This is a genomic window from Sulfitobacter sp. SK011 (assembly GCF_003352065.1).
In the GTDB taxonomy this organism is placed as follows: Bacteria; Pseudomonadota; Alphaproteobacteria; order Rhodobacterales; family Rhodobacteraceae; genus Sulfitobacter.
Map to the genome: position 1 here is coordinate 2409852 of NZ_CP025803.1, position 20443 is coordinate 2430294.

Consider the following 20443-nt stretch of genomic DNA (forward strand, 5'->3'; position numbering starts at 1 on the left):
ATGTCTCCCAGCTTCTTTTCGCCAAAAATACTCAAAATCGACATCAGCCTCAGTTGATCAAAGTCGGCTTTGTGATCGGTGTCGATGTCTTGGGCATCACGCCCAGTCTTTTGGCCACTTCGGTATAGGCATCCGTCAACGAGCCCAGATCGCGGCGGAACACATCCTTGTCCAGCTTCTGACCCGTTTCGATGTCCCACAATCGGCAACTGTCCGGACTGATCTCATCCGCGACGATCAGCCGCTGGAAATCACCATCATAAACCCGGCCAATCTCGATCTTGAAATCCACCAGACGGATACCGACCGCCATCATCACGCCAGACAGAAAATCGTTTACCCGCAGCGCCAGTGACAGAATATCTTCCATGTCCTGCTGGCTGGCCCAGCCAAAGGCCGCGATATGCTCTTCTGTCACCAAAGGATCGCCAAGCGCGTCGTCCTTGTAGCAATATTCAACAATCGGGCGCGGCAATTGCGTGCCTTCCTCAATGCCAAGCCGCGTGGACATGGTGCCGGCAGCATAATTGCGCACGATCACCTCAAGCGGCACGATCTCGACCTGGCGGACAAGTTGTTCGCGCATGTTCAGGCGCTTGATGAAATGCGTGGGCACGCCGATCTGATTGAGGCCGGTCATGAAATATTCAGAAAGACGGTTGTTCAACACGCCCTTGCCCTCGATCACGTCCTTTTTCTGCGCATTAAAGGCGGTCGCATCATCTTTGAAATACTGCACAATTGTACCCGGTTCCGGGCCTTCATACAGAATCTTTGCTTTGCCTTCGTAAATCTTTTTGCGCCGGGCCATTGGCATCCCTTCCGTCTTTTGGCCGGGAGGGTATCCCCCGCCGCTTAGGGGCCTCATAGTACACCCCCCGATACGCTGCAAGGTTTTGCCGCCATATTGGGTGCCTCTTGCGCAAACAGGATCAAAGCCGCATATCATAAGCCAACGCATCGCCAAAAACCGGAGACATACGATGAGCACCTTTAACGACCGCGAAAATGCCTTTGAGAACAAATTTGCCCATGACGCCGACATGCAGTTCAAGGCCGAAGCCCGCCGCAACAAGCTGTTGGGTCTATGGGCCGCGGAACTGTTGGGGAAATCCGGCGAAGCGGCTGCCGAATACGCCCGCGAGGTGATCAAATCCGATTTCGAAGAAGCCGGTGATGAAGACGTCTATCGCAAGGTGTCTGGCGATCTGGGCGATAAGGCCGATGAAGCAACGATCCGCGCCAAGATGGTGTCGCTGATGGCCGAGGCCAAAGCGCAGATCATGACGGAAATACAGTAAATCAGCGGCTTAACCGCCGGCTTTGATTTAAAAACACGCGCCGTGCAGTCAACTGTACGGCGCTTTTTCTTGTGATGCTGCGCCCCGCGCTGAACCTTCACCAATTTCATAATCAAGATGAAGATTATGAGGTTGCCCTATAGTTGGCGGTGTGAGATCAGGGTAAATTGTTTTTGTGCGGAGTTTGCAGCATGTCCAACGCCTTTACCGATCTTTTGGCCGAAAAAGGCACGCTTCTTGCGGATGGTGCGACCGGCACGAACCTTTTCAACATGGGGCTGATGTCAGGTGACGCGCCCGAGATGTGGAACACCGATGAGCCAAAGAAAATCATCGCTCTTTACAAAGGTGCCGTAGACGCGGGCAGTGATTTATTCTTGACCAACAGTTTTGGCGCAAATGCATCGCGCCTCAAGCTGCACGGCGCACAAAAGCGCGTGCATGAACTGTCCAGGGTCGCCGCCGAACTGGGCCGCGAGGTCGCCGACAAAGCCGGCCGCAAAGTCATTGTCGCAGGATCGGTTGGCCCCACAGGCGAGATTATGGAGCCAGTCGGAACTCTCAGCCATGCCGTTGCCGTTGAGATGTTCCACGAAACGGCCGATGGCCTCAAGGCCGGTGGTGCGGACATCGGCTGGTTAGAGACGATCAGCGCGCCAGAGGAATACAAGGCCGCCGCCGAAGGCTTCGCGCTTGCCGGTCTGGACTGGGTTGGCACCATGAGCTTTGACACTGCCGGGCGCACAATGATGGGCCTGACATCCGAGGCGATGGTGGACATGGTGCATGGCCTCGACAACACGCCACAGGCCTACGGTGCCAATTGCGGCACGGGCGCATCGGACCTGTTGCGCACGGTGCTTGGATTTGCCGCCAAAGGCGGCCATCTGCCGATCATCGCCAAGGGCAACGCGGGCATCCCCAAATACCATGAAGGTCACATTCACTATGATGGCACGCCCGAACTGATGGCGGAATATGCTGTTATGGCCCGCAATTGCGGTGCAACGATCATTGGCGGCTGCTGCGGCACCATGCCCGAGCACTTGGTCGCGATGCGCACCGCACTAGACACAAGGCCCAAAGGGGCCGCACCCGAATTGGAAGAAATTGTTGCCGCACTTGGTGCATTTTCGTCTGCAAGTGATGGGACGGATGGCAAAGGCCCGGTTCGCGCAGAACGTCGCGGGCGGCGTCGCGGGTAAGAAGTGTCCCGCAAATGAGTTGAATAAATTCTCGAATGTCTGGTTTGAGCCCAAAGCGGACCTCACTTGGTCCAAGTTCGCCATCATTAATTGGTCTTGCTGTTATATCTTTGCTCCGTTCAGACGAAACTATTCCATCCATTCCAATCGGTAGACGGTGTGATCTTTTGGCAGCCCCTTGAGGGATACCGATTTCGCGTCCGAAAAGTTGAACTCCTGTTTTCCGCCAACCATGGCACGTGTGACGTCCGATACAAGAATTTCGCCTGCATTGGCTGACGCAGTTATGCGGGCCGCCTTGTTGACCACGGTTCCGAAGAAGTCGCCACGCGCCAACACGACATCGCCTGTGTGAATGCCAACCCGCAAACCCAAACGCGGCTCCGCTTCGGTCAAGGTTACGGCCATCTGCATTTTGATCGCTGCGAGAAGCGCCTCATTTGCGGATGGAAAACTGGACAGTGTTCCATCTCCCAGCGACTTTACGAACTGTCCGCGATGCTCCTTAATAATACTCTCAACAGTCTGAAAATGTTGGTCTATCAAAGCGGACCAACGTTGGTCGCCCATGGCGGCGGCGAGCGTCGTACTGCCTTCCACATCGGTAAAGAGCACCGAGGCCAGCCCTTCAGTTTGAAGTAATTCGGGGCCGTCTTCCAACGCGGCAATTACAAGGCTCTGGATCGCCAACTGCTCGCTGCCAACGAATTCCATATTTGGAAAGGGAAGCGACGCGTGCCTATTTATGATTTTCCAGGATGCGCCCTCCAACACGAAAACAAGCACGGTGCGGACGATAAAGGCGTTTCCAAGTCCCGGAAATCCAACCCGGTGGAGGAAAGCTGACCAGCCCGTATCCCCATTTTCGAAGGCTTCAGCTTCAAGGACTTCCCACACATCCGGCTCGGGCATTTCGCCAATGAAGTCAGCGACACCGTCGCGGACGGCCTGGCCTTTCCAGAATTCATCTTCGCCAGTTCCGATGAAACGCAATTCGGATGAATCTGATAGGTAATCCTTCAAAACGTGCGTTCTGCGGGTCCTGATCGCCTCAAACCAGCGCTCCGTAACAGCAAGCAACTCAGGAGAAGTTTTAATCACGCTTCATAATCCCCACATTGGCGAAGCTCGCTGAAAGTGTGTTTCTTCATCCGAAATCTGCTCTGTTTGACCACTTGTCCATTCATGCTGCCGAAGGGTGCGCAGGTAATCAAGGAAGAAACCAGAAGGGACACAGGTACAGGCGTTGAGAAAGACAACAAATCTGAGTGCGAGTGCCTGAAAGTTTAGCCATATCGGTACTCAGTAGATGCAAATCCAACGTCCGCTTCGTCCCGCACATCTGACACCAAATACTACCTCAAACCAACCATAACTGCACTAGCTCGCCTCTCGACGCCAAAACCAATCACACCGCTTGGATGACGCTGTTGTCCCGAAACCCAATCGTTCAACCGCCACTTCCTCGCACTCACCAACAATAAAAAGTGATGCCACCTCAGCTTTCTTTCGGTAGTCTTTTCTCAACTCAGGGAGCAAAAGATGCAACAACTCGTCCGACTTGCACAATGCCTTTGCGGCGCTTTGACCGCTGAGACGCGGGGCGAACCGTGGCGGGTGATGACCTGTTCCTGTCGTGATTGCAGACGCAAATCAGGGTCAGCTTTTTCCGTATCAACCTATTGGGAGCCAGACACGGTGACGATCACCGGCGATGTTCAAACCTGGCAGCGACCGTGCCAGGATGGCCGTGCGCTGAGATACTTCCTTTGCCCGGCCTGTGGCGTATCGCTTTATTGGAAAGCCGATTTCGCTGGGGGTCGGATCGGGATCGGTGCCGGAAACTTTGACGATTGCAGCTTTGCGGTGCCACAAAAGGCCTTTTGGACAGAAGGCAGGCCTGACTGGGTATATGACATTGGCCAAATCCCGGCCTTGGAACGCCAGTAACCACATATCACCAGAACATTCCGCTTCAAAATAACGACATCTGCGCCGTCACTTCCTTGGGCGCACGAAACAGATCGCGACGCATCGATGGTGCCTTGGTACCCAGCCCAAGTCGTTTGACAGCCACCTTGAACCGCTGCGCCACCATATCCGCATAGGGGCCAGTCCCCCGCATCCGGCGATGCCATGTGGCGTCGTATGCCTTGCCCCCATGCATTTCGCGCAGCCGAGACATGATCCGCTCTGCCCGGTCCGGGTAATGTGTCGCCAGCCAGTCCTGCACCAGCGGCGACACTTCTCGCGGCAGACGCAGCATGATCCAACTGGCGTGGCGCGCGCCGGCATCCCGGCCTAGTTGCAGTATCGTCTCCATTTCCGGATCGGTAAGCGCCGGGATCATCGGCGAGGCCATGATCCGCACCGGGATGCCTGCGCTCGCAAGCGTGCGGATCATTTTTAGCCGCCGCTGCGGGCTGGGTGCGCGCGGTTCCATCAACCGGCTCAGCCTGGCGTCGAGCGTTGTGACAGAGATGCCGACCCGCACCAAACCGCGCTTTGCCATGTCGGCCAGGATATCAATGTCACGCTCAATCAGGCTGCCTTTGGTGACAATCGCCACAGGATGCCCCGCGTCTGACAGCACCTGCAAACATGCGCGCATGATCTCGTGTTTCTTTTCAATGGGTTGATACGGGTCCGTGTTGGTCCCGATTGCCATGGGGGCGACCTTGTAGGCCTTGGCCGCAAGCTCCCGCCTCAGCACCTTCGGGGCCTCGGGCCGGGCGATCAGACGTGTTTCAAAATCCAATCCCGGTGACAGGCCAAGATAGGCGTGACTTGGCCGTGCAAAGCAATAAACGCAGCCGTGTTCGCAGCCCCGGTACGGATTGATGGACCGGTCAAATGGCAGATCAGGTGACGTGTTATAGCTGATCACACTGCGCGGCACCTCAATCGCGGTCTGGGTCCGCAGCACCGGCAGCACCTCATCACGCGCCCATCCATCATCTACCGCCTCCTGGGTATGCCGTTCAAAACGGCCCACCTGGTTGCTGCCAGCGGCACGGCCGAGGATTTTGTAACGCTGGTCTTCTCTATCCATGGCAAATATCTAGAACAAAACCAGAACACACGCAATCGAAAGCTGCTAATCCCTTGTCGTCTCGCCCCTTTCCAAGGTAGCAAATTCATCAGCCACGTCGCACAACATCCGGCCTATGTCGCAAAATGTGCACCCTCACGCGGCGTTACGTGACAAAAGGGCGCAAGTGCGATGCACCTGCAATGCCCAGCAGAAGGAAAGACCCATGTCCGACGACGACGAAATCATCCTGTCCGAACTCGACGACGAAGAACTTGTTCAACAGATGTTTGACGACCTTTACGATGGCCTCAAGGAAGAGATTGAGGAAGGTGTGAACATCTTGCTGGAGCGCAAGTGGGAACCCTATGACGTGCTGACCAAGGCGCTTGTCGGCGGGATGACCATTGTTGGCGCAGATTTCCGCGACGGTATTCTTTTTGTGCCCGAAGTGCTGCTGGCCGCAAACGCGATGAAGGGTGGCATGGCCATTCTGAAACCATTGTTGGCCGAAACCGGTGCGCCGCGCGTGGGCAAGATGGTCATTGGCACCGTCAAAGGCGACATTCACGACATCGGCAAGAACCTTGTCGGCATGATGATGGAAGGTGCGGGCTTCGAAGTTGTCGATCTGGGCATCAACAATGCCGTTGAAAAGTATCTTGAGGCGATGGAAACCGAAGGACCGGACATCCTTGGCATGTCCGCCCTGCTGACCACCACGATGCCCTACATGAAGGTCGTGATCGACACGATGATCGAACAGGGCATTCGCGATGACTACATCGTGCTGGTCGGCGGCGCGCCCCTGAACGAAGAGTTTGGCAAGGCAATTGGCGCAGACGCCTACTGCCGGGACGCCGCCGTGGCGGTGGAAACAGCCAAGGAATGGATGGCGCGCAAGCACAACAGCGCAAAATCTGCCTGAGCGCGCTGAAACTGCGAGAGTGAAGGTCCGGCGGTAACGCGGGGCCTTTTCTTTTGCCGCCAGCACCCCCACATTTAAATGAGGAGGATCGCAATGCCACTTGATAAACTTGTTCTGATCATTGTCTGCGTGCTGACTGCCGCCGCTGCCACGGTTTGGCTGGGCGCAGTGCTTCTGGCTGCGGTGAACGTGCCTTTTGTGGGCATCGCCCTGCTTCCTGCCGCCTTGGTAGGGTATATCGTGTTTCGCGTCATCGCTGAACGCGTGGGTAACAAACAAGAAGACCACTATGACGAAATGGACCACTGATATGCTGATTGCCACGACCGACACGATCAGCGGACTCGAAATTGCCGAAACCATCGGTCTGGTGCGCGGTGCCACCGTCCGGGCCAAACATCTGGGTACTGACATCGTTGCGAGCCTGAAACAACTGGTTGGTGGTGAATTGACCGGCTACTCAAGTCTGCTGGCAGGTGCACGCGAACAAGCCATTGACCGGATGATCGCCGACGCCGAAGCCAAAGGCGCGGATGCAATCGTCGGCATGCGCATGCAAACCTCTGCCATTGCCAAAGGATCGTCCGAGATTGTGGCCTATGGCACTGCCGTGCGCCTGAAATGACACGCACGGATCAAGGGGCAGCACCGGGTGCCAATAATCCGGGACAGATCCTTCTGATCGCCTGCGGGGCTTTGGCCCGCGAAATTCTGGCTCTGAACAAATCCAATGGATGGGACCACCTGCATCTGCACTGCCTGCCCGCCAACTTGCACCATTTCCCCGACAAAATCGTCCCTGCCGTCGAAAAGATGGTGACCGAACGGCGCGCTGAGTTTGACGACATCTTTGTGGTCTATGCCGATTGCGGCACCGGAGGGCTGCTTGAGGTCGCCTGCGAAAGGCTGGGGGTAAAGATGATTGCAGGCCCCCATTGCTACAGCTTTTTTGAAGGTAACGACGCCTTTGCCGCATTGGATGAGATGACCGCCTTTTACCTTACAGATTTTTCCGTGCGCCAGTTTGATGCCTTTATCGTCAAGCCGCTCGGCCTCGATCGTCACCCGGAATTGCGTGATATGTATTTCGGGAACTACGAAAAAGTCGTGTATCAGGCGCAATTGGACGACCCTGAACTGGCCGACAAAGCCCAAAAATGTGCCGATGTCCTCGGCCTGCCGCTTGAGCGTCGTTTTACCGGCTATGGCGATCTGAAATCGGCCCTTGAAAACCTGAAGCCCTAAGTCTTCTTACCTGTCTTGTCCCGGCCTCGCGTTAGCCCACTTGGGCTGCGGTTTCCCTGATCCGCTCAATCATCGCACGCAGCCCGTTTGACCGTTGCGCCGAAAGATGGTCGTTCAACCCCAAACGCCCCATCTCTGCGCGCGCATCCACGGCCAGCACCTCGGATGCGGACAGCCCGTTGTAAAGCGTGCGCAGCACCGCGATCAGGCCCGATACGATCATTGCATCGCTGGCCCCGTCAAAATGCAGCTTGCCGCCATCAAACTGAGCATGCAGCCAGACCTGACTGGCACAGCCGTTTACCTTGGTCGCAGGGACCCGAAACGCCTCGGCAAGCGGGTCCATCGCCTTGCCCTGATCAATCACATGCCGATAGCGGTCTTCCCAGTCGTCCAGAAATTCAAAATCTTCGACAAGCTCTTCAAAGGCGGGTGTGGCCATCTCAAAACAGTCCTTTGGGGTTAATGATATGAAGACCAGAGGTAGGAGCAGCGCAAGCAAAGGTCCACCCCCTTCCCAAGGCGCATGTGATAGGGTAGTCAAAAGGCAGATAAATTTCCACGGGCGGACCCATGCGCAAGACCCTTCCAATCATTTTGATATCAACGCTGACACTGACCGCCTGCGGGGCCGTGCGCGAAAGCCGGATCAACCCGTTCAACTGGTTTGGCCAATCGCGGTCCGAAGCTGTTCAGACACAGAAAAACACCAACCCCCTGATACCTGAACGCAGCGGTGGCCTGTTTGCGGGTCTGCGTGCGCAGGATGCCGAATATCTGGGTCGCCCGTTTGAACAGGTCACAGCGCTGACCATTGAACGCATTCCGGGTGGGGCGATCATCCGCGCCACGGGTCTGGCGGCGCGTCAGGGGTATTATGCAGTGCAGCTGACACCAGCCAACGAAGATGAACTGCCCGTTGACGGTGTTTTGACATATCGCCTTGAAGGGGTCCGCCCCAGCAAGAACACACCCGTTGGCACCACGCCCACCCGCGAAGTGATCGCGGCACGCCGCATCACCGATCAGGACCTGAGCGGGGTGCGCAGCATCAGTGTTGAGGGTCAGTTGAACGCATTGGTCAGCCGCCGCTAGGCGACTGACCGCGCCGCATTAGGCTTTTGCCGCTGTCACGATAATCTCAACCGTGTATTCCGGCGTGGCAAGTTTTGCCTCACCGCAGGCGCGTGCGGGCACGTGGCCCTGTGCCGCCCAGGCATCCCATACGCCGTTCATTTCAGCAAAATCATCCATATCCGCCAGCCAGATGACCGCCTGCAGGATGCGTGTCTTGTCTGACCCGACCTCGGCCAACAACCCGTCAATCTTGTCCAGACAATCCTGAGTCTGCTGGGCCACACTGGCACCCGCAGTGCCGACCTGACCGGCCAGATAAATCGTATCGCCATGCACCACAATCTGGCTCATGCGTTGGTTGGAATGGTGGCGCTCAATACTAGCCATTTTCAAAAACTCCCATATAGTTCAGATTATTGCAGGTTATACTTCAACCACTTTTACGTCATTTCCATGCGCAGTCAGCGCAATCTTGCCCTCGCAGAGCCGCAGCGCGTCATTGCCAAAGACCTCAAGTCGCCAGCCTTTCATCGCAGGCACATCACGCAATCCTGCGGCGATCCCGTCAAGATCGGCCGCCGGCGCAATCAGCTTGGCGGCCACCCCTGCAGATTCGGTTTTTGCCTTCAAAAGGACGCGCAGCAGATCGGCAAGCGCCGGATTGACCTGCAGCTTTTCGCGGCTGCGGTCCGGCTGTGGCATGTCGGCTGGTTTGCACGCAACACCCGCCTTGATCCCGCTTAGAATACCATCCGCAATCTCGCCCTTGCGCGCATCGCGCAGCAACAGACGCGCACGGCTCAACTCTTCCATTGTGCCGGGTTTCAGGCTGGCCAATTCCACCAGCGCATCGTCCTTGTACACACGGCTGCGCGGCACATTTCGGGTCTGCGCATATTGCTCGCGAAACGCGGCCAACTCGCGCACGATGGCCAGAAACTTGGGCGAATTGGTGCGTGTCTTCACCCGCTTCCATGCCTCGCGCGGCACGCTGATGTAGGTGTCGGGGTTGGTCAGGATTTCCAGTTCTTCGGCAACCCATCGGCCACGCCCGCTTTTGTCGAGCTCGGCGGCAAGAAATTCGTAGATCTGGCGCAGATGCGTGACATCAGCCAGCGCATAAGTTTTTTGTGCGTCACTCAAGGGACGCCGGGACCAATCGGTAAAGCGTGATGTCTTGTCGACGCCTTCGCGTGTGATTTTGCGCACAAGTGTTTCATAGCCCACCTGTTCGCCGAACCCACAGACCATTGCGGCAACTTGGGTGTCGAACAACGGCGCGGGAAATACTTTTGCATCCACAAAGAAGATCTCAAGATCCTGACGCGCGGCGTGAAACACCTTGACCACCGATGTATCGCGAAACAGGTCATAAAGCGGCTCAAGCGAGATGCCATCCGCCAGCGGATCGACCAGCACCGCGTTGCTGTCATCCTGACCCGGCATCGCCAGTTGCACCAGACAGAGCTTGGAATAATAAGTCCGTTCACGCAGGAATTCGGTATCGACGGTGACATAAGGATGCGCTGCAGCCTGCGTGCAAAAAGCGGCAAGATCAGCAGTGGTTGTGATGGTTTTCATGTACAAACTTTACAATAGAACGGGGTCAATATGGTGCAATCGGGTCAGGCGTATAGGAATGGTGGCGTTTTGACCAGATCACCCCTGCAAGAATAGCGGACTGCGGTCACCTGCCGCAAATCGGCGCAGCACCTGGGGGTAAAGCCGATGCTCCTGTACCAGAATACGGGCCGCCAGTGTGTCGGGTGTGTCCCCATCCTCAATCGCAATGCTGGCTTGGCCAAGGATCGGGCCATCATCCAGGGCGGCCGTCACCTCGTGCACCGTACACCCATGGGCCTTATCGCCCGCTTCCAGCGCGCGGGCATGGGTGTGCAGCCCTTTGTATTTCGGTAAAAGAGAGGGGTGGATGTTGATCATCCGCCCCGCCCAGGCATCGGTGAACCCTTGCGTCAGTTTGCGCATGAAACCCGCCAGACAAATGATATCGGGGGCATGAGGGGCAAGCGCTTGGGTCAGTGCCGCCTCAAATGCCGCACGATCAGCGCCGTAAGGACGATGATCCACCACTATTGTTGGAATATTCTGGGTTTTCGCCCATGCGATGCCGCCAGCCTCTGCGTTGTTGGACACGACAACGCAAGGCCGCGCCGGGTGGTCGCCGATCATATCCTCAACCAGCGCCCGCATGTTTGAGCCACCCCCAGAGACAAAAATCGCGACCCGTTTGGTCAAAGCAGCGCGCCTGTGTAGGCCACACCGGTGCCGGATGTGATCCGCCCGATTTCAATCGCATCATGTCCATCCGTGGCAAAGGCCGCCTTGGCCGCATCAACCTGCCACGCAGGAACCACCGCAATCATGCCGATACCTGCGTTAAAGGTCTTGAGCAGTTCGGCCTCGGCCATGCCGCCCGTCTGCGCCAGCCATGAGAACACCGGCGGCAATGTCCATGCACCCAAATCAATTTCTGCTGCCATCCCATCGGGCAACACCCGAGGCAGGTTTTCCGTCAACCCGCCACCGGTGATATGCGCCAATGCGTTGACGCAATCCGCGCGCAGTGCCGCCACCGCACCTTTGACATAAAGCCGCGTGGGCGTCAGCAGGGCTGCCCCCAGACTGCCGTCGCCAAAGGGGCTCGGGTCATCCCAGCCCAGACCGCTCAGTTCCACAATCCTGCGCACGAGGCTGTAACCGTTGGAATGGACCCCGTCGCTTGGCAGGCCCAGCAACACATCACCCTCGGCCACGGCACGCGGCAGTTCGGTGCCCCGTTCCATTGCACCCACGGCAAATCCCGCCAGATCGAAGTCGCCCCCGTGATACATCCCCGGCATTTCCGCCGTTTCGCCACCAATCAACGCGCAGCCAGATTGCGCACATCCCTCTGCGATCCCGTCGATGATGTGCGCGGCCTGATCCAGATCAAGCTTGCCGGTTGCGAAATAATCGAGGAAAAACAGCGGCTCCGCCCCCTGACAGACCAGATCGTTGACGCACATCGCCACCAGATCAATGCCGATGCTGTCGACGTTGCCGGTATCAATTGCGATGCGCAGCTTGGTGCCAACACCATCTGTCGCAGCCACCAGAACCGGGTCCGAGAACCCTGCCCCTTTGAGGTCAAAGAGCGCCCCAAAGCCGCCCAGACCCGACATCACGCCCGGACGTGCGGTACGCTTTGCTGCCGGTTTTATCCGCTCCACCAGCGCATTGCCCGCATCAATATCCACACCCGCATCCGCATAGGTGATCCCGTTCTTTGAATTGGCCATGATCTGCGCCCCTGCCCTCAATGTTTCGCTGCGTCGCCCTAACAAGGCTGCGCACCCGAGTCTATTCCTGCTTTTTGGCAATCCGCGTTTGACGCTTGATTTCGTTCTTGGCCCCGGAGCCAAGGAAAAACCGCGTGGCAAACAAATAGATCACCAGCATAAAGACAAGCAGGCCCAGCCCCACTGGCGTAAATATTACGTTCATCACGTCGCCAAGCTGTCCGGCGATGCCCGTGCCAATGACCAGCGCCAGGACGATAACCCCGCTGAACGCCACATTCACCGCCATTAGAATGGCAGACAAACGCCACGCTTCGCCTTTTGCAGGGACACGCCCCATACGACGGGCAAACACCTGTCCTGCATCCATCGCGGGTACGATCGCCGCGACAATGCCGACCCCTGCGCCCCCTTGGAACTGCCAGAAATAATGTAAGGCGAAATCGACCACGGCCAAGAAAAGCCCTGTCAGCACCATCGCAACGATATAGCGCAGGATCAGGTATCTCAGGTTCAGGGTTCTGTCGGCGATCTGGTCAGGGGCCATGGCGGTCTTCCTTGGACGATTTTAGCGCTGCCTTAACGTCAAAATTGTGCAAACTCAATCATAAGACCTTGACGTATCGCATCCGCCTGCATACCCAAGCGCCCATGGCGGGCCTGTAGCTCAGTTGGTTAGAGCAGAGCGCTCATAACGCTTTGGTCGTAGGTTCGAGTCCTACCGGGCCTACCATACCCCGACCCGTTGGATGAGAGCGCCTCAGCGCGTCGCACTGACGTGCCAGTTGATCGTCATTTCCACCACGGTTTCGCCACTTGCGTCCTGAATATCCACAGTCACGTCGAAAGCCACTTTGCCGTCGTCCTTGATCGTTTTCATCAATGTGGCACCGGGTGAAGACGTCTTGGCATGCGCGGTCAGCGTCCCTTTGGCAATGCGTTTGAATGCGATGTCGGCGGTCGCCGCAACCGGGCGCATCGACAAGATAACCGGTGCCAGCGCCCCGGCCATTGCGGCACCCGACGCGGCCTCGCCAAGCGTGAACATCGCACCGGCGTGGATGGTCTGGATATGGTTCGACACCTCATCGCGCTGGACCAATTCCGCACTTGCGCTGCCATCACCGACCTCAAGCAATGTGATGCCGACATGGTTCTGAAACGGCACGATGGTGCTGAGCTGTGCTTTGATCATGTCATATGGGGTCATGTTCGGCGCTCCAAATCTCTGTTGAATTGAGACGTCGCAGATTGGGTCGGTGCCGACAATTGTACCGCCACGTCACATCTTAACGCGCAATCACAATATCGGCGCGCAAGCCGCCCATGCGGGTCGATTTTCCCAGCCTCAACACCCCACCATGCGCACGTGCAATATCCGTGGCAATGGCAAGCCCAAGCCCCACACTGCCGCCCTTGTCCTGGTTGCGCGCAGGGTCGAGCCGGGTAAAGGGGCGCGTCGCCTCGGATCGGCGGTCTTCGGGAATGCCCGGCCCGTCATCCTCAACCCGGATGCGCAATGTTTTCTCGCTGAGCATGACAGACACTTCTGCCCGCGCGCCATACCGCACCGCATTTGAGATCAGATTGTCCACCGCACGGCGCATCGCCACCTTGCGCATCATCACCGTGCCGCTGCCATCGCCTTCTGCGGCCAACAAGGTGACATCACGCCCGGCGCGGTTGGCCTCGCTGACGATCTGGCTGACAAAGGCATGCGGATCAACATCCTCAGGCTCCCCTTCGGCAGCCCCTTTGGCAAAGTTCAGGAATTCGTCCAACATGCCTTGCATGTCATCAACATCCTGCAACAACGGCTCTGCATCCTCGTCCTCCAGCATCGACAGGCTCAGCCGCATCCGCGTCAGCGGAGTGCGCAGATCGTGGCTGACCCCGGACAACATCAGCGTGCGCTGTTCGATCTGACGCTCAATCCGGTTTCGCATATCGACAAAAGCATTGCCCGCCGCGCGCACTTCGACGGCACCACTGGGCGAATAAGGTTCATGACGGCCCCGCCCAAACGCCTCTGCCGCCCGGGCCAGACGTTTGATCGGCCGCAGCTGATTGCGCAGATAGATTGACGCAATCAACGTCATCACCACACCAAAGAATACCGTATAAACAAACAGTTGATGCGGATTTGCCGCTGATATTCTGCGCCGCTCAAATTGAAGCTCAACCGGCCCGTTGTCAGATTGCACATAAAGCAGCACGCCGGGATTCGATTTCAGATCAACTGCCAGCAAGCCCGGCAACTCATCCGCCAGACGTGCGGTCAAGACCCGCCCCGAATAATCATACCAGACGCGGGTATTTTGAGGCGGCACGTCAGCGGCGGGCACGGTGCGCACCCTGATATCAAGCGGTTCTGCCACCGTCTGCACCTGCATCGGTATCGCCGCCGCATCTGTGGCCCCATTCACCTCAGTCATGACCATGTTCAGTTCGCGCAACACCGTATCGGTCATCTGCAAGGTCACGCCCTCAAAATGCCGCTGGGCAAAGATGACGGTAACAACCAATTGCAAGAACACCACCGGCAACAGCAGGATCAGGGCGGCACGCCCATAGATGCCGCGCGGCATATATCGTTTGGACCAGGCAAAGAACATGACGTAAAGCTTAGCCAACGTGCCAGCCCTGTGAAAGGCAAATCCATGCTGCCCCCCGATGACTTTGATCCCAAAATTGGCGTGGCCGAGATGTTGGAGCCGGGCCTGCGCCGTATCGTGGCCCCGAACCCCTCTGCGATGACCTATCGCGGAACCAACACCTATCTCATCGGTGACAAAGGCCTGGCCGTCATTGACCCCGGACCTGAGGACACCGCACATCTCGACGCCATTCTGGCAGCCCTGCAACCGGGCCAGTACATCAGCCACATCATCGTGACCCACACCCATCTGGATCATTCTCCTCTTGCACGCCCTCTGGCCGAGCGGTCCGGCGCGCCGGTATTGGCGTTTGGACATGCCCATGCGGGCCGCTCACAGGTCATGCGGCAGCTTGCCGGCTCAGGCCTGATGGGGGGTGGCGAAGGCATCGACGTTGATTTCCAACCTGATCAAACCGTTGCGGATGGTGAGCATATCCAAGGCGAGGGTTGGACGCTGAACGCCATCCACACCCCGGGCCATATCGGCAATCACCTCTGCCTTGAATGGGGTGATGCCTGTCTGACGGCGGATCACGTGATGGGCTGGGCCTCTTCGCTTGTATCGCCGCCAGATGGCGATCTGAGCGATTTTATGACGTCTTGCTCACGGCTTCAATCCCGCGACTGGCGGGTGTTTTACCCCGGTCACGGCGCACCGGTGCACGACCCAGAGGCGCGGTTGGCCTGGTTGGTGGCGCACCGCCAGTCACGCGAAGCCGCCATTCTGGGACATCTTCAAAGCGCCCCCGGCACCGCCGAAACCCTTGCGGCAAAGATCTATACCGAAACCCCGCCAGCGCTCTTGGGGGCAGCGACACGCAATGTCCTTGCGCATCTCGTTGATCTTTACCAAAAATCCATCGTTGAACCTGAAAAAACGCTTCATGCCAAAGCGACTTTTCGCATGCGTTGACAGCATGGTCCAAAAATCGTGATTTTGCCGCAAATCCCTCTGGACGCGCCAAAACCTCACTGTTATATCGCCCAGACCGTTCCGGCGTAGCTCAGCGGTAGAGCAGTTGACTGTTAATCAATTGGTCGTAGGTTCGATCCCTACCGCCGGAGCCATTATTCTCAATTACTTAGAGGATATTGGCATGAACCATAGACACGTTTCAGACACATTTTTCATGAATCATCGGCAAGCGGAAACTGGCTCGATACTCGCTACAAATGCAGCGTTAACCTCCGCAAGCGGAGACAGGCTTTTCGATCCTCGATTTCGCGCGCAAATTTTTCAAACACATGAGTCGACGAATCCAAAAATTCAGGGATTCCAATTTGTTACAAGTACACCCAACATGAAGTTGCATGCTGGCGGCAAAAACACGAGAGCCAAGCGATCAAATGGGATGACGCGACGGTTATCCCCATTCCCTTTCTTTAAAGGCTTATGAATATTATTTTCTAAGTGTTTTCTATGAGTATTCTTAGTGTCGGATATTTTGACAGCCAGTCGTCCAATTTGGCGACATCTAGATGTCCAATATTTTGACATCCAATTTTGGCTACCGCTGCTTCAGCACCTTGGCCTTGAGGTTCAGCTCGTAAAGATTGGCACGTCCCTGTCCAAGTCGTTTGATCTTGATGAACCCCTTCTTTTCGAGTTCCTTTACATGCGTGTTCACGCTCTGTCGTGAAATCCCAATGTCTGTGGCAAGTGTATCCTGACCTGGAAAACAGAAATCGTTGTGCCAGGCGTATGAAAGCAAAAGTGAGTAGACCAGTTTTGCGCCAGATGAAATGTCATCGCTCTTGAGCACTGCATTTGGAACCTGGGTAAACCCATTCATCGAAAGCGCGTCACCGCCCCTGATGATGATGTTTCTTTCTTGAACTAAAGCACCGAGAATTTTCATAGTTACTTGGCTAAATTATACACTACTCTGCATTCTGATCTTCGAAATTGCGGACAATGTCATGACGCGGCTTCCCTGCCCAACTAGCTCGCTCCGATTCTGATTGTACCTCGAGCATCTTGGTTTTCGTCGTCTCTGAATTTAATCGGAAAGCTTCAATGACACTACCCAAGGCTTCGTCGGTTTTGCGGCGGTGCTTGAGCTCTTCGCGTAAGAACTCAACCTCCTCCTGGGTGTGCTTCAGCTGCGCTCGCAACTCTTTTTCAATACCGCTCGCGCGCTCGGGATCATGATGACCCGTTTGCACCGGTGCGGACGTGTTTTCTTCTAGTTCGGGCTCTGCTTTTAACATATCACGTGGATGAACCAGCCCGGAGTGGTTCGCACCCGTGCGTTCAGGTTCGCCAGGCTTTCGCGCTTCGAATTCCAGTTCTTCATCGATCTTTCGATCCAAAGATGCTTCCTCAATCGACCAGCGAAATCCGTTCTCTGTGTCTTCTCGCCTGACAGAGATATCCGCATTGTCGGGGGAGAGATGAGATCGTGCCGCCCATTTGCGGATGGTCTTTGGTGTGCGGGGAAGACCCCGCTCTGTGCAGTGAAGAACCGACGCGGAGACAGTCAGCCAGGTGCCCACACCTTCATCGTGCTGGCGCACATGTTGAGAGGGGTGCGAACTGGTCTGGAAGGGTTCCATATGGAAACATCATACCATGATCGATCACTGTGGAGCTGTTATCGAGCGGAAACGCGGGGCAATATCTCTGGACGGATAGTCGTTTGCTATCCGACAGCCTCCTGCCACTCTCTCAACCTCTTATTAAAAATCTCGCAGTCGAAGTCTCTGATGTTAATTTCGCGAACTTCCTGCCCGTAATCCCATGTTAGAAATGCAGAGCTGATCGCCGAAATCGGCAGGTCTCCAAGATGCGCCGCCTCCAATGCTGGCAATATACCGTAGTCGTGTTCAGGCAGGGTGTCCCGAGGCCATCGCTGCAACTATGGGACTGAGTTGGCGAAATTGGTGAGCTGACACCCTGAAACAGCTCGGGCGGCCCAAACCGGACTCTCAGTGCCGTGCTTGGATGCTACTGATACATCCCGCAAAACCGACATTAGCGTTGCTTCGCACTAGCGGGAGTAGGACAGAGTGAGCTCTGTGCCAGACCCATAAAAATATGGAAATTTCTGGGAGCTTTGGTCGATTATTCCAACTGGGCTTCCAAGGTTTTCTGGAGATTGGGTGGTAGCTTCTCCACAGATGCTACAAGCCTTTTGGTAAATTCTTCACCACCGCGTTCCCAGCGTATGATGTTGAAAATTGAATACGCTTCACCAATCTTCACGGCGATCTTAAGAAGGCTCTCTACGGGCCAATCTGATCGCATGTATGCTCTAACAAGCTCTGTCCTGGCAGCCTTACACTTGTCCCAGTCCGAATAATAAAAAGGGGAAAAAAATGATGGCTCACGACGGCTACGTTTTAATGCTCGATGCACGATTGGAAACGTAACCTCTAGTACTCCACTGACGTCTGACTGAGGTAACTCCAGCGCAGCCCCAAGTAAGTGGCCGGCCCATGCCTCGTACTCGCCTTGATTCTTGTCGGATATTCTATCGAAGATCCTTTCAACATGCGGCCACAAATCCGACGAAAACTCGCTAAGCCCATAGGACAACAAAGGCGACAAAATCTGCTCACCACTAAAAGGAAAGGCGTGATCCGCGCTTCCCCAATTCTCTGATAAATAGCGCAAATTTCTTTCTATCATTTCAGGATGATAGCCACTTTGCACAAAGCTCAACCTGGATGCTTGTTGACGACTAACTGATATGTTCCCCAAAGTAGTCAAAATGTCATTGGCCACTGAGGCGTCTAGTTGAAGGGCAAAGCGGATCGATTGGAATGCAGCCTCTCCGATATCTTCATCAAGCGCCTTATTGTGGCATTGAAATGCGACTTCCGCTGCTCTTGTGCTGGAGTGTCGAACATACGCCAAGACGGATATTGCCGTCTCAGCGTCAAGTTCGACTAAATGACTGGCGATTTCCAACACTTGCGTTTCGTTGTCCTCCAAACCGAACACTTCCTGCAATTCATGATCAGAATGGTTTGCAAAAAGATGCGCCAAAATCGACTGAAGGCGGGTAACCGATTTTTGATCAAATCGACTTAATACCCTGAACTGTTGAGGCTGTAACGCAATACCAGCAGCTATAAAACGATCTGCCTGGCTCGTTTGGACAGTATCCAACATGTCTTGCAGCAATTCTGACAAACCACTTTCAATGATTGGGTTTCTTAGGATTTCTAGGTCGAATTGGGCAGAAATAGACCGTTCTTTCCCAAACAATCCGATAATGCTTTCCCTGAGCATGCGGTGATCTAGTTCGCTCGATAAGGTGATTAGGAGAGGTAGATGCTCATCCTTCCATAGCGTTGTGAGAACTTCTTGGCGGATGCTATTCGCTTTCGATTGCTCCAAGCGATCCAAGAAGGACTCGAACTCTTTAGCAACTACTGCACCATCCAGAATATCAGTGTCTGAGATGGGCTGCAAAAGTTCATAGCTGTTGATCATCATCGCAAAAATTTGGTCATCAGTAAGGCTATCACGGAGCACATTTTCAAGTTCCACCAGGTTGAAGGCTGTTAGTGCTTCACCGATTGAAGACATAACAAGATCGAATGTCCAGTTCGTTGCTTTGAGGTTCTGTGATAGCGTCTTAACCGCTGAAGAGGGAAACTGACGCACAGCGGACGAAACAGCTAAGCCAAGCTTGACATCCCTCCAAATCTGCAAGTCAGTATTTTGAATTTTTGCAATTAATGAGGCAAGAATCTCGACAGATCGTTCGTCAAAAAGCCCGGAAGACCATTTATCAAGCCAACTCCTAATTAGCGGCTTTAGAAGGTGGAGCGCAGATGGTGTCAATGTTCCTAAAGTACTAGATATGTCCAACAATCCCAGAAGTGATGAAGCAGATCCAGATGCTTCGCGGTACATCCGATTCCAGAGAAACACTATCTTGATGGGGACCGACTGCTCACTTTCCTCATTCCAAAATAGTCCAGTCCCATCGATTGAACGTATGTCTGGTTGTTCGGCTAAAAAAATAGCTCCAACCAATGCCTTAAGCTCTGGTTCGTTCTGGGCTTGAACTCCTTCAAAGTCGTTCCCAATTTTTTTACCAGACCATTGAGCAAACCTGCTCTTACCACTCATAGGCGCAAATTGAAGGGAAAGTGGTTTTCCTTCGATTGAGCGCGGTGCAAGCGAGAATGTACAAAACGAAAAGTTACGTCGCAAATCTGATTTATCGGACTGCAGTAAGCGCAAAACAATGGGTTCTGCATCTCCAGGCCCAAAGCATGTTACTGGCATCTTATCCTTGAGAAAGATCGTTCTAACAATCAGAGTCGCCCGACCGTCTTCGACCCGCTTTATCAGTCGCGGCTGATCTGAATACTGATATCTATTCGACGAGGGTTTGGGTTTCGCATCGGACCCTAGATCCTCTGCCAAACCAGACAGGTAGTCGATGGAGAGCCAATCCTCCATAGGAATCAGAAAGCTCCGCGTAAAAACACAACCAGATCGCTTTACATCACGATCCTGCCAGGTCTTGGCCAAGACATAGTACTCACCACTCGGAGTGGGGTAACCAGTCAAGTACGGCGCAAAAGTTTGACCTGGTTCTAACGGCCCCGACAAATCCGACAAATAGGTTATGATGTCTTGATCCACTCGACCAAGACGACAGCTGCTTTCGAGCAATTGATGGCCGCGTTGATATCCATGAAATTGCTGTTCAATATCAATGATTTTCATGGCATA

At 55.1% G+C, this 20443-nt stretch carries 23 protein-coding genes and 2 tRNA genes; 11 read left to right on the forward strand and 14 right to left on the reverse strand.

The genetic code is table 11. The annotated features are described in order from the left end of the window. Positions 1–49: 49 nt before the first annotated feature. Complete coding sequence (purC, locus tag C1J02_RS11870) at positions 50–811, reverse strand: phosphoribosylaminoimidazolesuccinocarboxamide synthase (RefSeq protein ID WP_114878770.1); 762 nt, start codon at positions 809–811, stop codon at positions 50–52. 172 nt (positions 812–983) lie between these two features. Here purC and C1J02_RS11875 point away from each other — a divergent pair, with 172 nt between their 5' ends. Both C1J02_RS11875 and bmt read left to right on the forward strand, forming a co-directional pair. Continuing rightward, entirely contained in the window at positions 984–1301 is a 318-nt protein-coding gene (locus C1J02_RS11875) for a DUF1476 domain-containing protein (RefSeq protein ID WP_114878771.1), read from the forward strand. Positions 1302–1492: 191 nt separating this feature from the next. Beyond that, complete coding sequence (gene bmt, locus C1J02_RS11880; RefSeq protein ID WP_114878772.1) at positions 1493–2506, forward strand: betaine--homocysteine S-methyltransferase; 1014 nt, start codon at positions 1493–1495, stop codon at positions 2504–2506. 129 nt (positions 2507–2635) lie between these two features. Here the strand turns inward: bmt and C1J02_RS11885 are convergent, their stop codons facing one another. Next, positions 2636–3607: an adenylate/guanylate cyclase domain-containing protein gene (locus C1J02_RS11885; protein ID WP_114878773.1), complete on the reverse strand. Its 972-nt coding sequence runs from the start codon at positions 3605–3607 to the stop codon at positions 2636–2638. 441 nt (positions 3608–4048) lie between these two features. On the opposite strand from C1J02_RS11885, the gene C1J02_RS11890 reads away from it, so the two are divergent. Next, positions 4049–4456: a GFA family protein gene (locus C1J02_RS11890; RefSeq protein ID WP_114878774.1), complete on the forward strand. Its 408-nt coding sequence runs from the start codon at positions 4049–4051 to the stop codon at positions 4454–4456. Between the two features lie 25 nt (positions 4457–4481). Here the strand turns inward: C1J02_RS11890 and C1J02_RS11895 are convergent, their stop codons facing one another. After that, positions 4482–5558: a PA0069 family radical SAM protein gene (locus C1J02_RS11895; protein WP_114878775.1), complete on the reverse strand. Its 1077-nt coding sequence runs from the start codon at positions 5556–5558 to the stop codon at positions 4482–4484. 205 nt (positions 5559–5763) lie between these two features. Between C1J02_RS11895 and C1J02_RS11900 the strand changes: the two genes are divergently transcribed. The 4 genes from C1J02_RS11900 (at position 5764) to C1J02_RS11915 (ending at position 7710) form a co-directional block, all read left to right on the forward strand. Then, entirely contained in the window at positions 5764–6465 is a 702-nt protein-coding gene (locus tag C1J02_RS11900; protein WP_114878776.1) for a B12-binding domain-containing protein, read from the forward strand. Positions 6466–6558: 93 nt separating this feature from the next. Next, positions 6559–6774 (forward strand): hypothetical protein, encoded by a 216-nt coding sequence (locus tag C1J02_RS11905; protein ID WP_114878777.1) that lies wholly within the window; start codon positions 6559–6561, stop codon positions 6772–6774. Continuing rightward, the gene (locus tag C1J02_RS11910) at positions 6755–7090 is read left to right on the forward strand and encodes a YbjQ family protein (RefSeq protein WP_254693091.1); all 336 of its coding nucleotides are present in this window, start codon (positions 6755–6757) and stop codon (positions 7088–7090) included. Before C1J02_RS11905 ends, C1J02_RS11910 begins: the two co-directional genes overlap by 20 nt. After that, on the forward strand, positions 7087–7710 hold the full coding sequence (locus C1J02_RS11915) for a DUF1638 domain-containing protein (protein ID WP_114878779.1): 624 nt from the start codon (positions 7087–7089) through the stop codon (positions 7708–7710). The genes C1J02_RS11910 and C1J02_RS11915 overlap by 4 nt, the downstream gene beginning before the upstream one ends. A gap of 31 nt (positions 7711–7741) precedes the next feature. On the opposite strand, the gene C1J02_RS11920 is transcribed toward C1J02_RS11915, so the two are convergent. After that, positions 7742–8152 carry a SufE family protein gene (locus tag C1J02_RS11920; protein WP_114878780.1) on the reverse strand — a complete coding sequence of 137 codons (411 nt, stop codon included), beginning with the start codon at positions 8150–8152 and terminating at the stop codon, positions 7742–7744. A 131-nt stretch (positions 8153–8283) separates the two neighbouring features. Between C1J02_RS11920 and C1J02_RS11925 the strand changes: the two genes are divergently transcribed. Next, positions 8284–8805: a hypothetical protein gene (locus C1J02_RS11925; RefSeq protein WP_114878781.1), complete on the forward strand. Its 522-nt coding sequence runs from the start codon at positions 8284–8286 to the stop codon at positions 8803–8805. Positions 8806–8823: 18 nt separating this feature from the next. On the opposite strand, the gene C1J02_RS11930 is transcribed toward C1J02_RS11925, so the two are convergent. From C1J02_RS11930 to C1J02_RS11950, 5 genes are all read right to left on the reverse strand, one after another. Continuing rightward, complete coding sequence (locus C1J02_RS11930; RefSeq protein ID WP_114878782.1) at positions 8824–9174, reverse strand: RidA family protein; 351 nt, start codon at positions 9172–9174, stop codon at positions 8824–8826. Positions 9175–9210: 36 nt separating this feature from the next. Then, positions 9211–10368, reverse strand: coding sequence for a ribonuclease D (gene rnd / locus C1J02_RS11935; RefSeq protein WP_114878783.1), 1158 nt, complete (start codon positions 10366–10368; stop codon positions 9211–9213). 78 nt (positions 10369–10446) lie between these two features. Further along, the gene (purN, locus tag C1J02_RS11940; protein WP_114878784.1) at positions 10447–11043 is read right to left on the reverse strand and encodes a phosphoribosylglycinamide formyltransferase; all 597 of its coding nucleotides are present in this window, start codon (positions 11041–11043) and stop codon (positions 10447–10449) included. Continuing rightward, positions 11040–12086 carry a phosphoribosylformylglycinamidine cyclo-ligase gene (gene purM / locus C1J02_RS11945; RefSeq protein WP_114878785.1) on the reverse strand — a complete coding sequence of 349 codons (1047 nt, stop codon included), beginning with the start codon at positions 12084–12086 and terminating at the stop codon, positions 11040–11042. The genes purN and purM overlap by 4 nt, the downstream gene beginning before the upstream one ends. Before the next feature lie 61 nt (positions 12087–12147). Further along, a complete protein-coding gene (locus C1J02_RS11950; RefSeq protein WP_114878786.1) occupies positions 12148–12633 on the reverse strand; it encodes an ABZJ_00895 family protein in 486 nt (161 codons plus the stop codon). 109 nt (positions 12634–12742) lie between these two features. Between C1J02_RS11950 and C1J02_RS11955 the strand changes: the two genes are divergently transcribed. After that, a tRNA-Ile gene (locus C1J02_RS11955) sits at positions 12743–12819 on the forward strand. Positions 12820–12846: 27 nt separating this feature from the next. Here C1J02_RS11955 and C1J02_RS11960 read toward each other — a convergent pair. Then, complete coding sequence (locus tag C1J02_RS11960; RefSeq protein WP_114878787.1) at positions 12847–13296, reverse strand: DUF4442 domain-containing protein; 450 nt, start codon at positions 13294–13296, stop codon at positions 12847–12849. Positions 13297–13375: 79 nt separating this feature from the next. Next, positions 13376–14701, reverse strand: a complete 1326-nt coding sequence (locus C1J02_RS11965; protein ID WP_114878788.1) for an ATP-binding protein — start codon at positions 14699–14701, stop codon at positions 13376–13378. Positions 14702–14746: 45 nt separating this feature from the next. Between C1J02_RS11965 and C1J02_RS11970 the strand changes: the two genes are divergently transcribed. Beyond that, entirely contained in the window at positions 14747–15658 is a 912-nt protein-coding gene (locus C1J02_RS11970; RefSeq protein ID WP_114880534.1) for an MBL fold metallo-hydrolase, read from the forward strand. An 80-nt stretch (positions 15659–15738) separates the two neighbouring features. Continuing rightward, positions 15739–15813 (forward strand) — tRNA-Asn (locus C1J02_RS11975). Between the two features lie 440 nt (positions 15814–16253). Here C1J02_RS11975 and C1J02_RS11980 read toward each other — a convergent pair. The 3 genes from C1J02_RS11980 to C1J02_RS11995 all read right to left on the reverse strand — a co-directional run bounded on the left by C1J02_RS11980 (position 16254) and on the right by C1J02_RS11995 (position 20437). Beyond that, positions 16254–16604: a helix-turn-helix domain-containing protein gene (locus C1J02_RS11980; RefSeq protein ID WP_114878789.1), complete on the reverse strand. Its 351-nt coding sequence runs from the start codon at positions 16602–16604 to the stop codon at positions 16254–16256. A 22-nt stretch (positions 16605–16626) separates the two neighbouring features. Beyond that, entirely contained in the window at positions 16627–17301 is a 675-nt protein-coding gene (locus tag C1J02_RS11985; protein ID WP_114878790.1) for a hypothetical protein, read from the reverse strand. A 508-nt stretch (positions 17302–17809) separates the two neighbouring features. After that, positions 17810–20437 (reverse strand): hypothetical protein, encoded by a 2628-nt coding sequence (locus tag C1J02_RS11995; RefSeq protein ID WP_114878792.1) that lies wholly within the window; start codon positions 20435–20437, stop codon positions 17810–17812. Between the last annotated feature and the right edge of the window lie 6 nt (positions 20438–20443).

Bases quoted from the DNA above. Each gene is read 5' to 3' on its own strand.
- C1J02_RS11895 (WP_114878775.1), bottom strand. From the start codon at position 5,558: ATGGATAGAGAAGACCAGCGTTACAAAATCCTCGGCCGTGCCGCTGGC.
- C1J02_RS11910 (WP_254693091.1), top strand. From the start codon at position 6,755: ATGACGAAATGGACCACTGATATGCTGATTGCCACGACCGACACGATC.
- C1J02_RS11900 (WP_114878776.1), top strand. From the start codon at position 5,764: ATGTCCGACGACGACGAAATCATCCTGTCCGAACTCGACGACGAAGAA.
- C1J02_RS11930 (WP_114878782.1), bottom strand. From the start codon at position 9,174: ATGGCTAGTATTGAGCGCCACCATTCCAACCAACGCATGAGCCAGATT.
- C1J02_RS11915 (WP_114878779.1), top strand. From the start codon at position 7,087: ATGACACGCACGGATCAAGGGGCAGCACCGGGTGCCAATAATCCGGGA.
- C1J02_RS11890 (WP_114878774.1), top strand. From the start codon at position 4,049: ATGCAACAACTCGTCCGACTTGCACAATGCCTTTGCGGCGCTTTGACC.
- C1J02_RS11905 (WP_114878777.1), top strand. From the start codon at position 6,559: ATGCCACTTGATAAACTTGTTCTGATCATTGTCTGCGTGCTGACTGCC.
- bmt (WP_114878772.1), top strand. From the start codon at position 1,493: ATGTCCAACGCCTTTACCGATCTTTTGGCCGAAAAAGGCACGCTTCTT.
- C1J02_RS11965 (WP_114878788.1), bottom strand. From the start codon at position 14,701: ATGTTCTTTGCCTGGTCCAAACGATATATGCCGCGCGGCATCTATGGG.
- C1J02_RS11925 (WP_114878781.1), top strand. From the start codon at position 8,284: ATGCGCAAGACCCTTCCAATCATTTTGATATCAACGCTGACACTGACC.
- C1J02_RS11995 (WP_114878792.1), bottom strand. From the start codon at position 20,437: ATGAAAATCATTGATATTGAACAGCAATTTCATGGATATCAACGCGGC.
- C1J02_RS11920 (WP_114878780.1), bottom strand. From the start codon at position 8,152: ATGGCCACACCCGCCTTTGAAGAGCTTGTCGAAGATTTTGAATTTCTG.
- C1J02_RS11875 (WP_114878771.1), top strand. From the start codon at position 984: ATGAGCACCTTTAACGACCGCGAAAATGCCTTTGAGAACAAATTTGCC.
- purC (WP_114878770.1), bottom strand. From the start codon at position 811: ATGGCCCGGCGCAAAAAGATTTACGAAGGCAAAGCAAAGATTCTGTAT.
- rnd (WP_114878783.1), bottom strand. From the start codon at position 10,368: ATGAAAACCATCACAACCACTGCTGATCTTGCCGCTTTTTGCACGCAG.
- C1J02_RS11970 (WP_114880534.1), top strand. From the start codon at position 14,747: ATGCTGCCCCCCGATGACTTTGATCCCAAAATTGGCGTGGCCGAGATG.
- C1J02_RS11960 (WP_114878787.1), bottom strand. From the start codon at position 13,296: ATGACCCCATATGACATGATCAAAGCACAGCTCAGCACCATCGTGCCG.
- C1J02_RS11950 (WP_114878786.1), bottom strand. From the start codon at position 12,633: ATGGCCCCTGACCAGATCGCCGACAGAACCCTGAACCTGAGATACCTG.
- C1J02_RS11985 (WP_114878790.1), bottom strand. From the start codon at position 17,301: ATGGAACCCTTCCAGACCAGTTCGCACCCCTCTCAACATGTGCGCCAG.
- purM (WP_114878785.1), bottom strand. From the start codon at position 12,086: ATGGCCAATTCAAAGAACGGGATCACCTATGCGGATGCGGGTGTGGAT.
- C1J02_RS11980 (WP_114878789.1), bottom strand. From the start codon at position 16,604: ATGAAAATTCTCGGTGCTTTAGTTCAAGAAAGAAACATCATCATCAGG.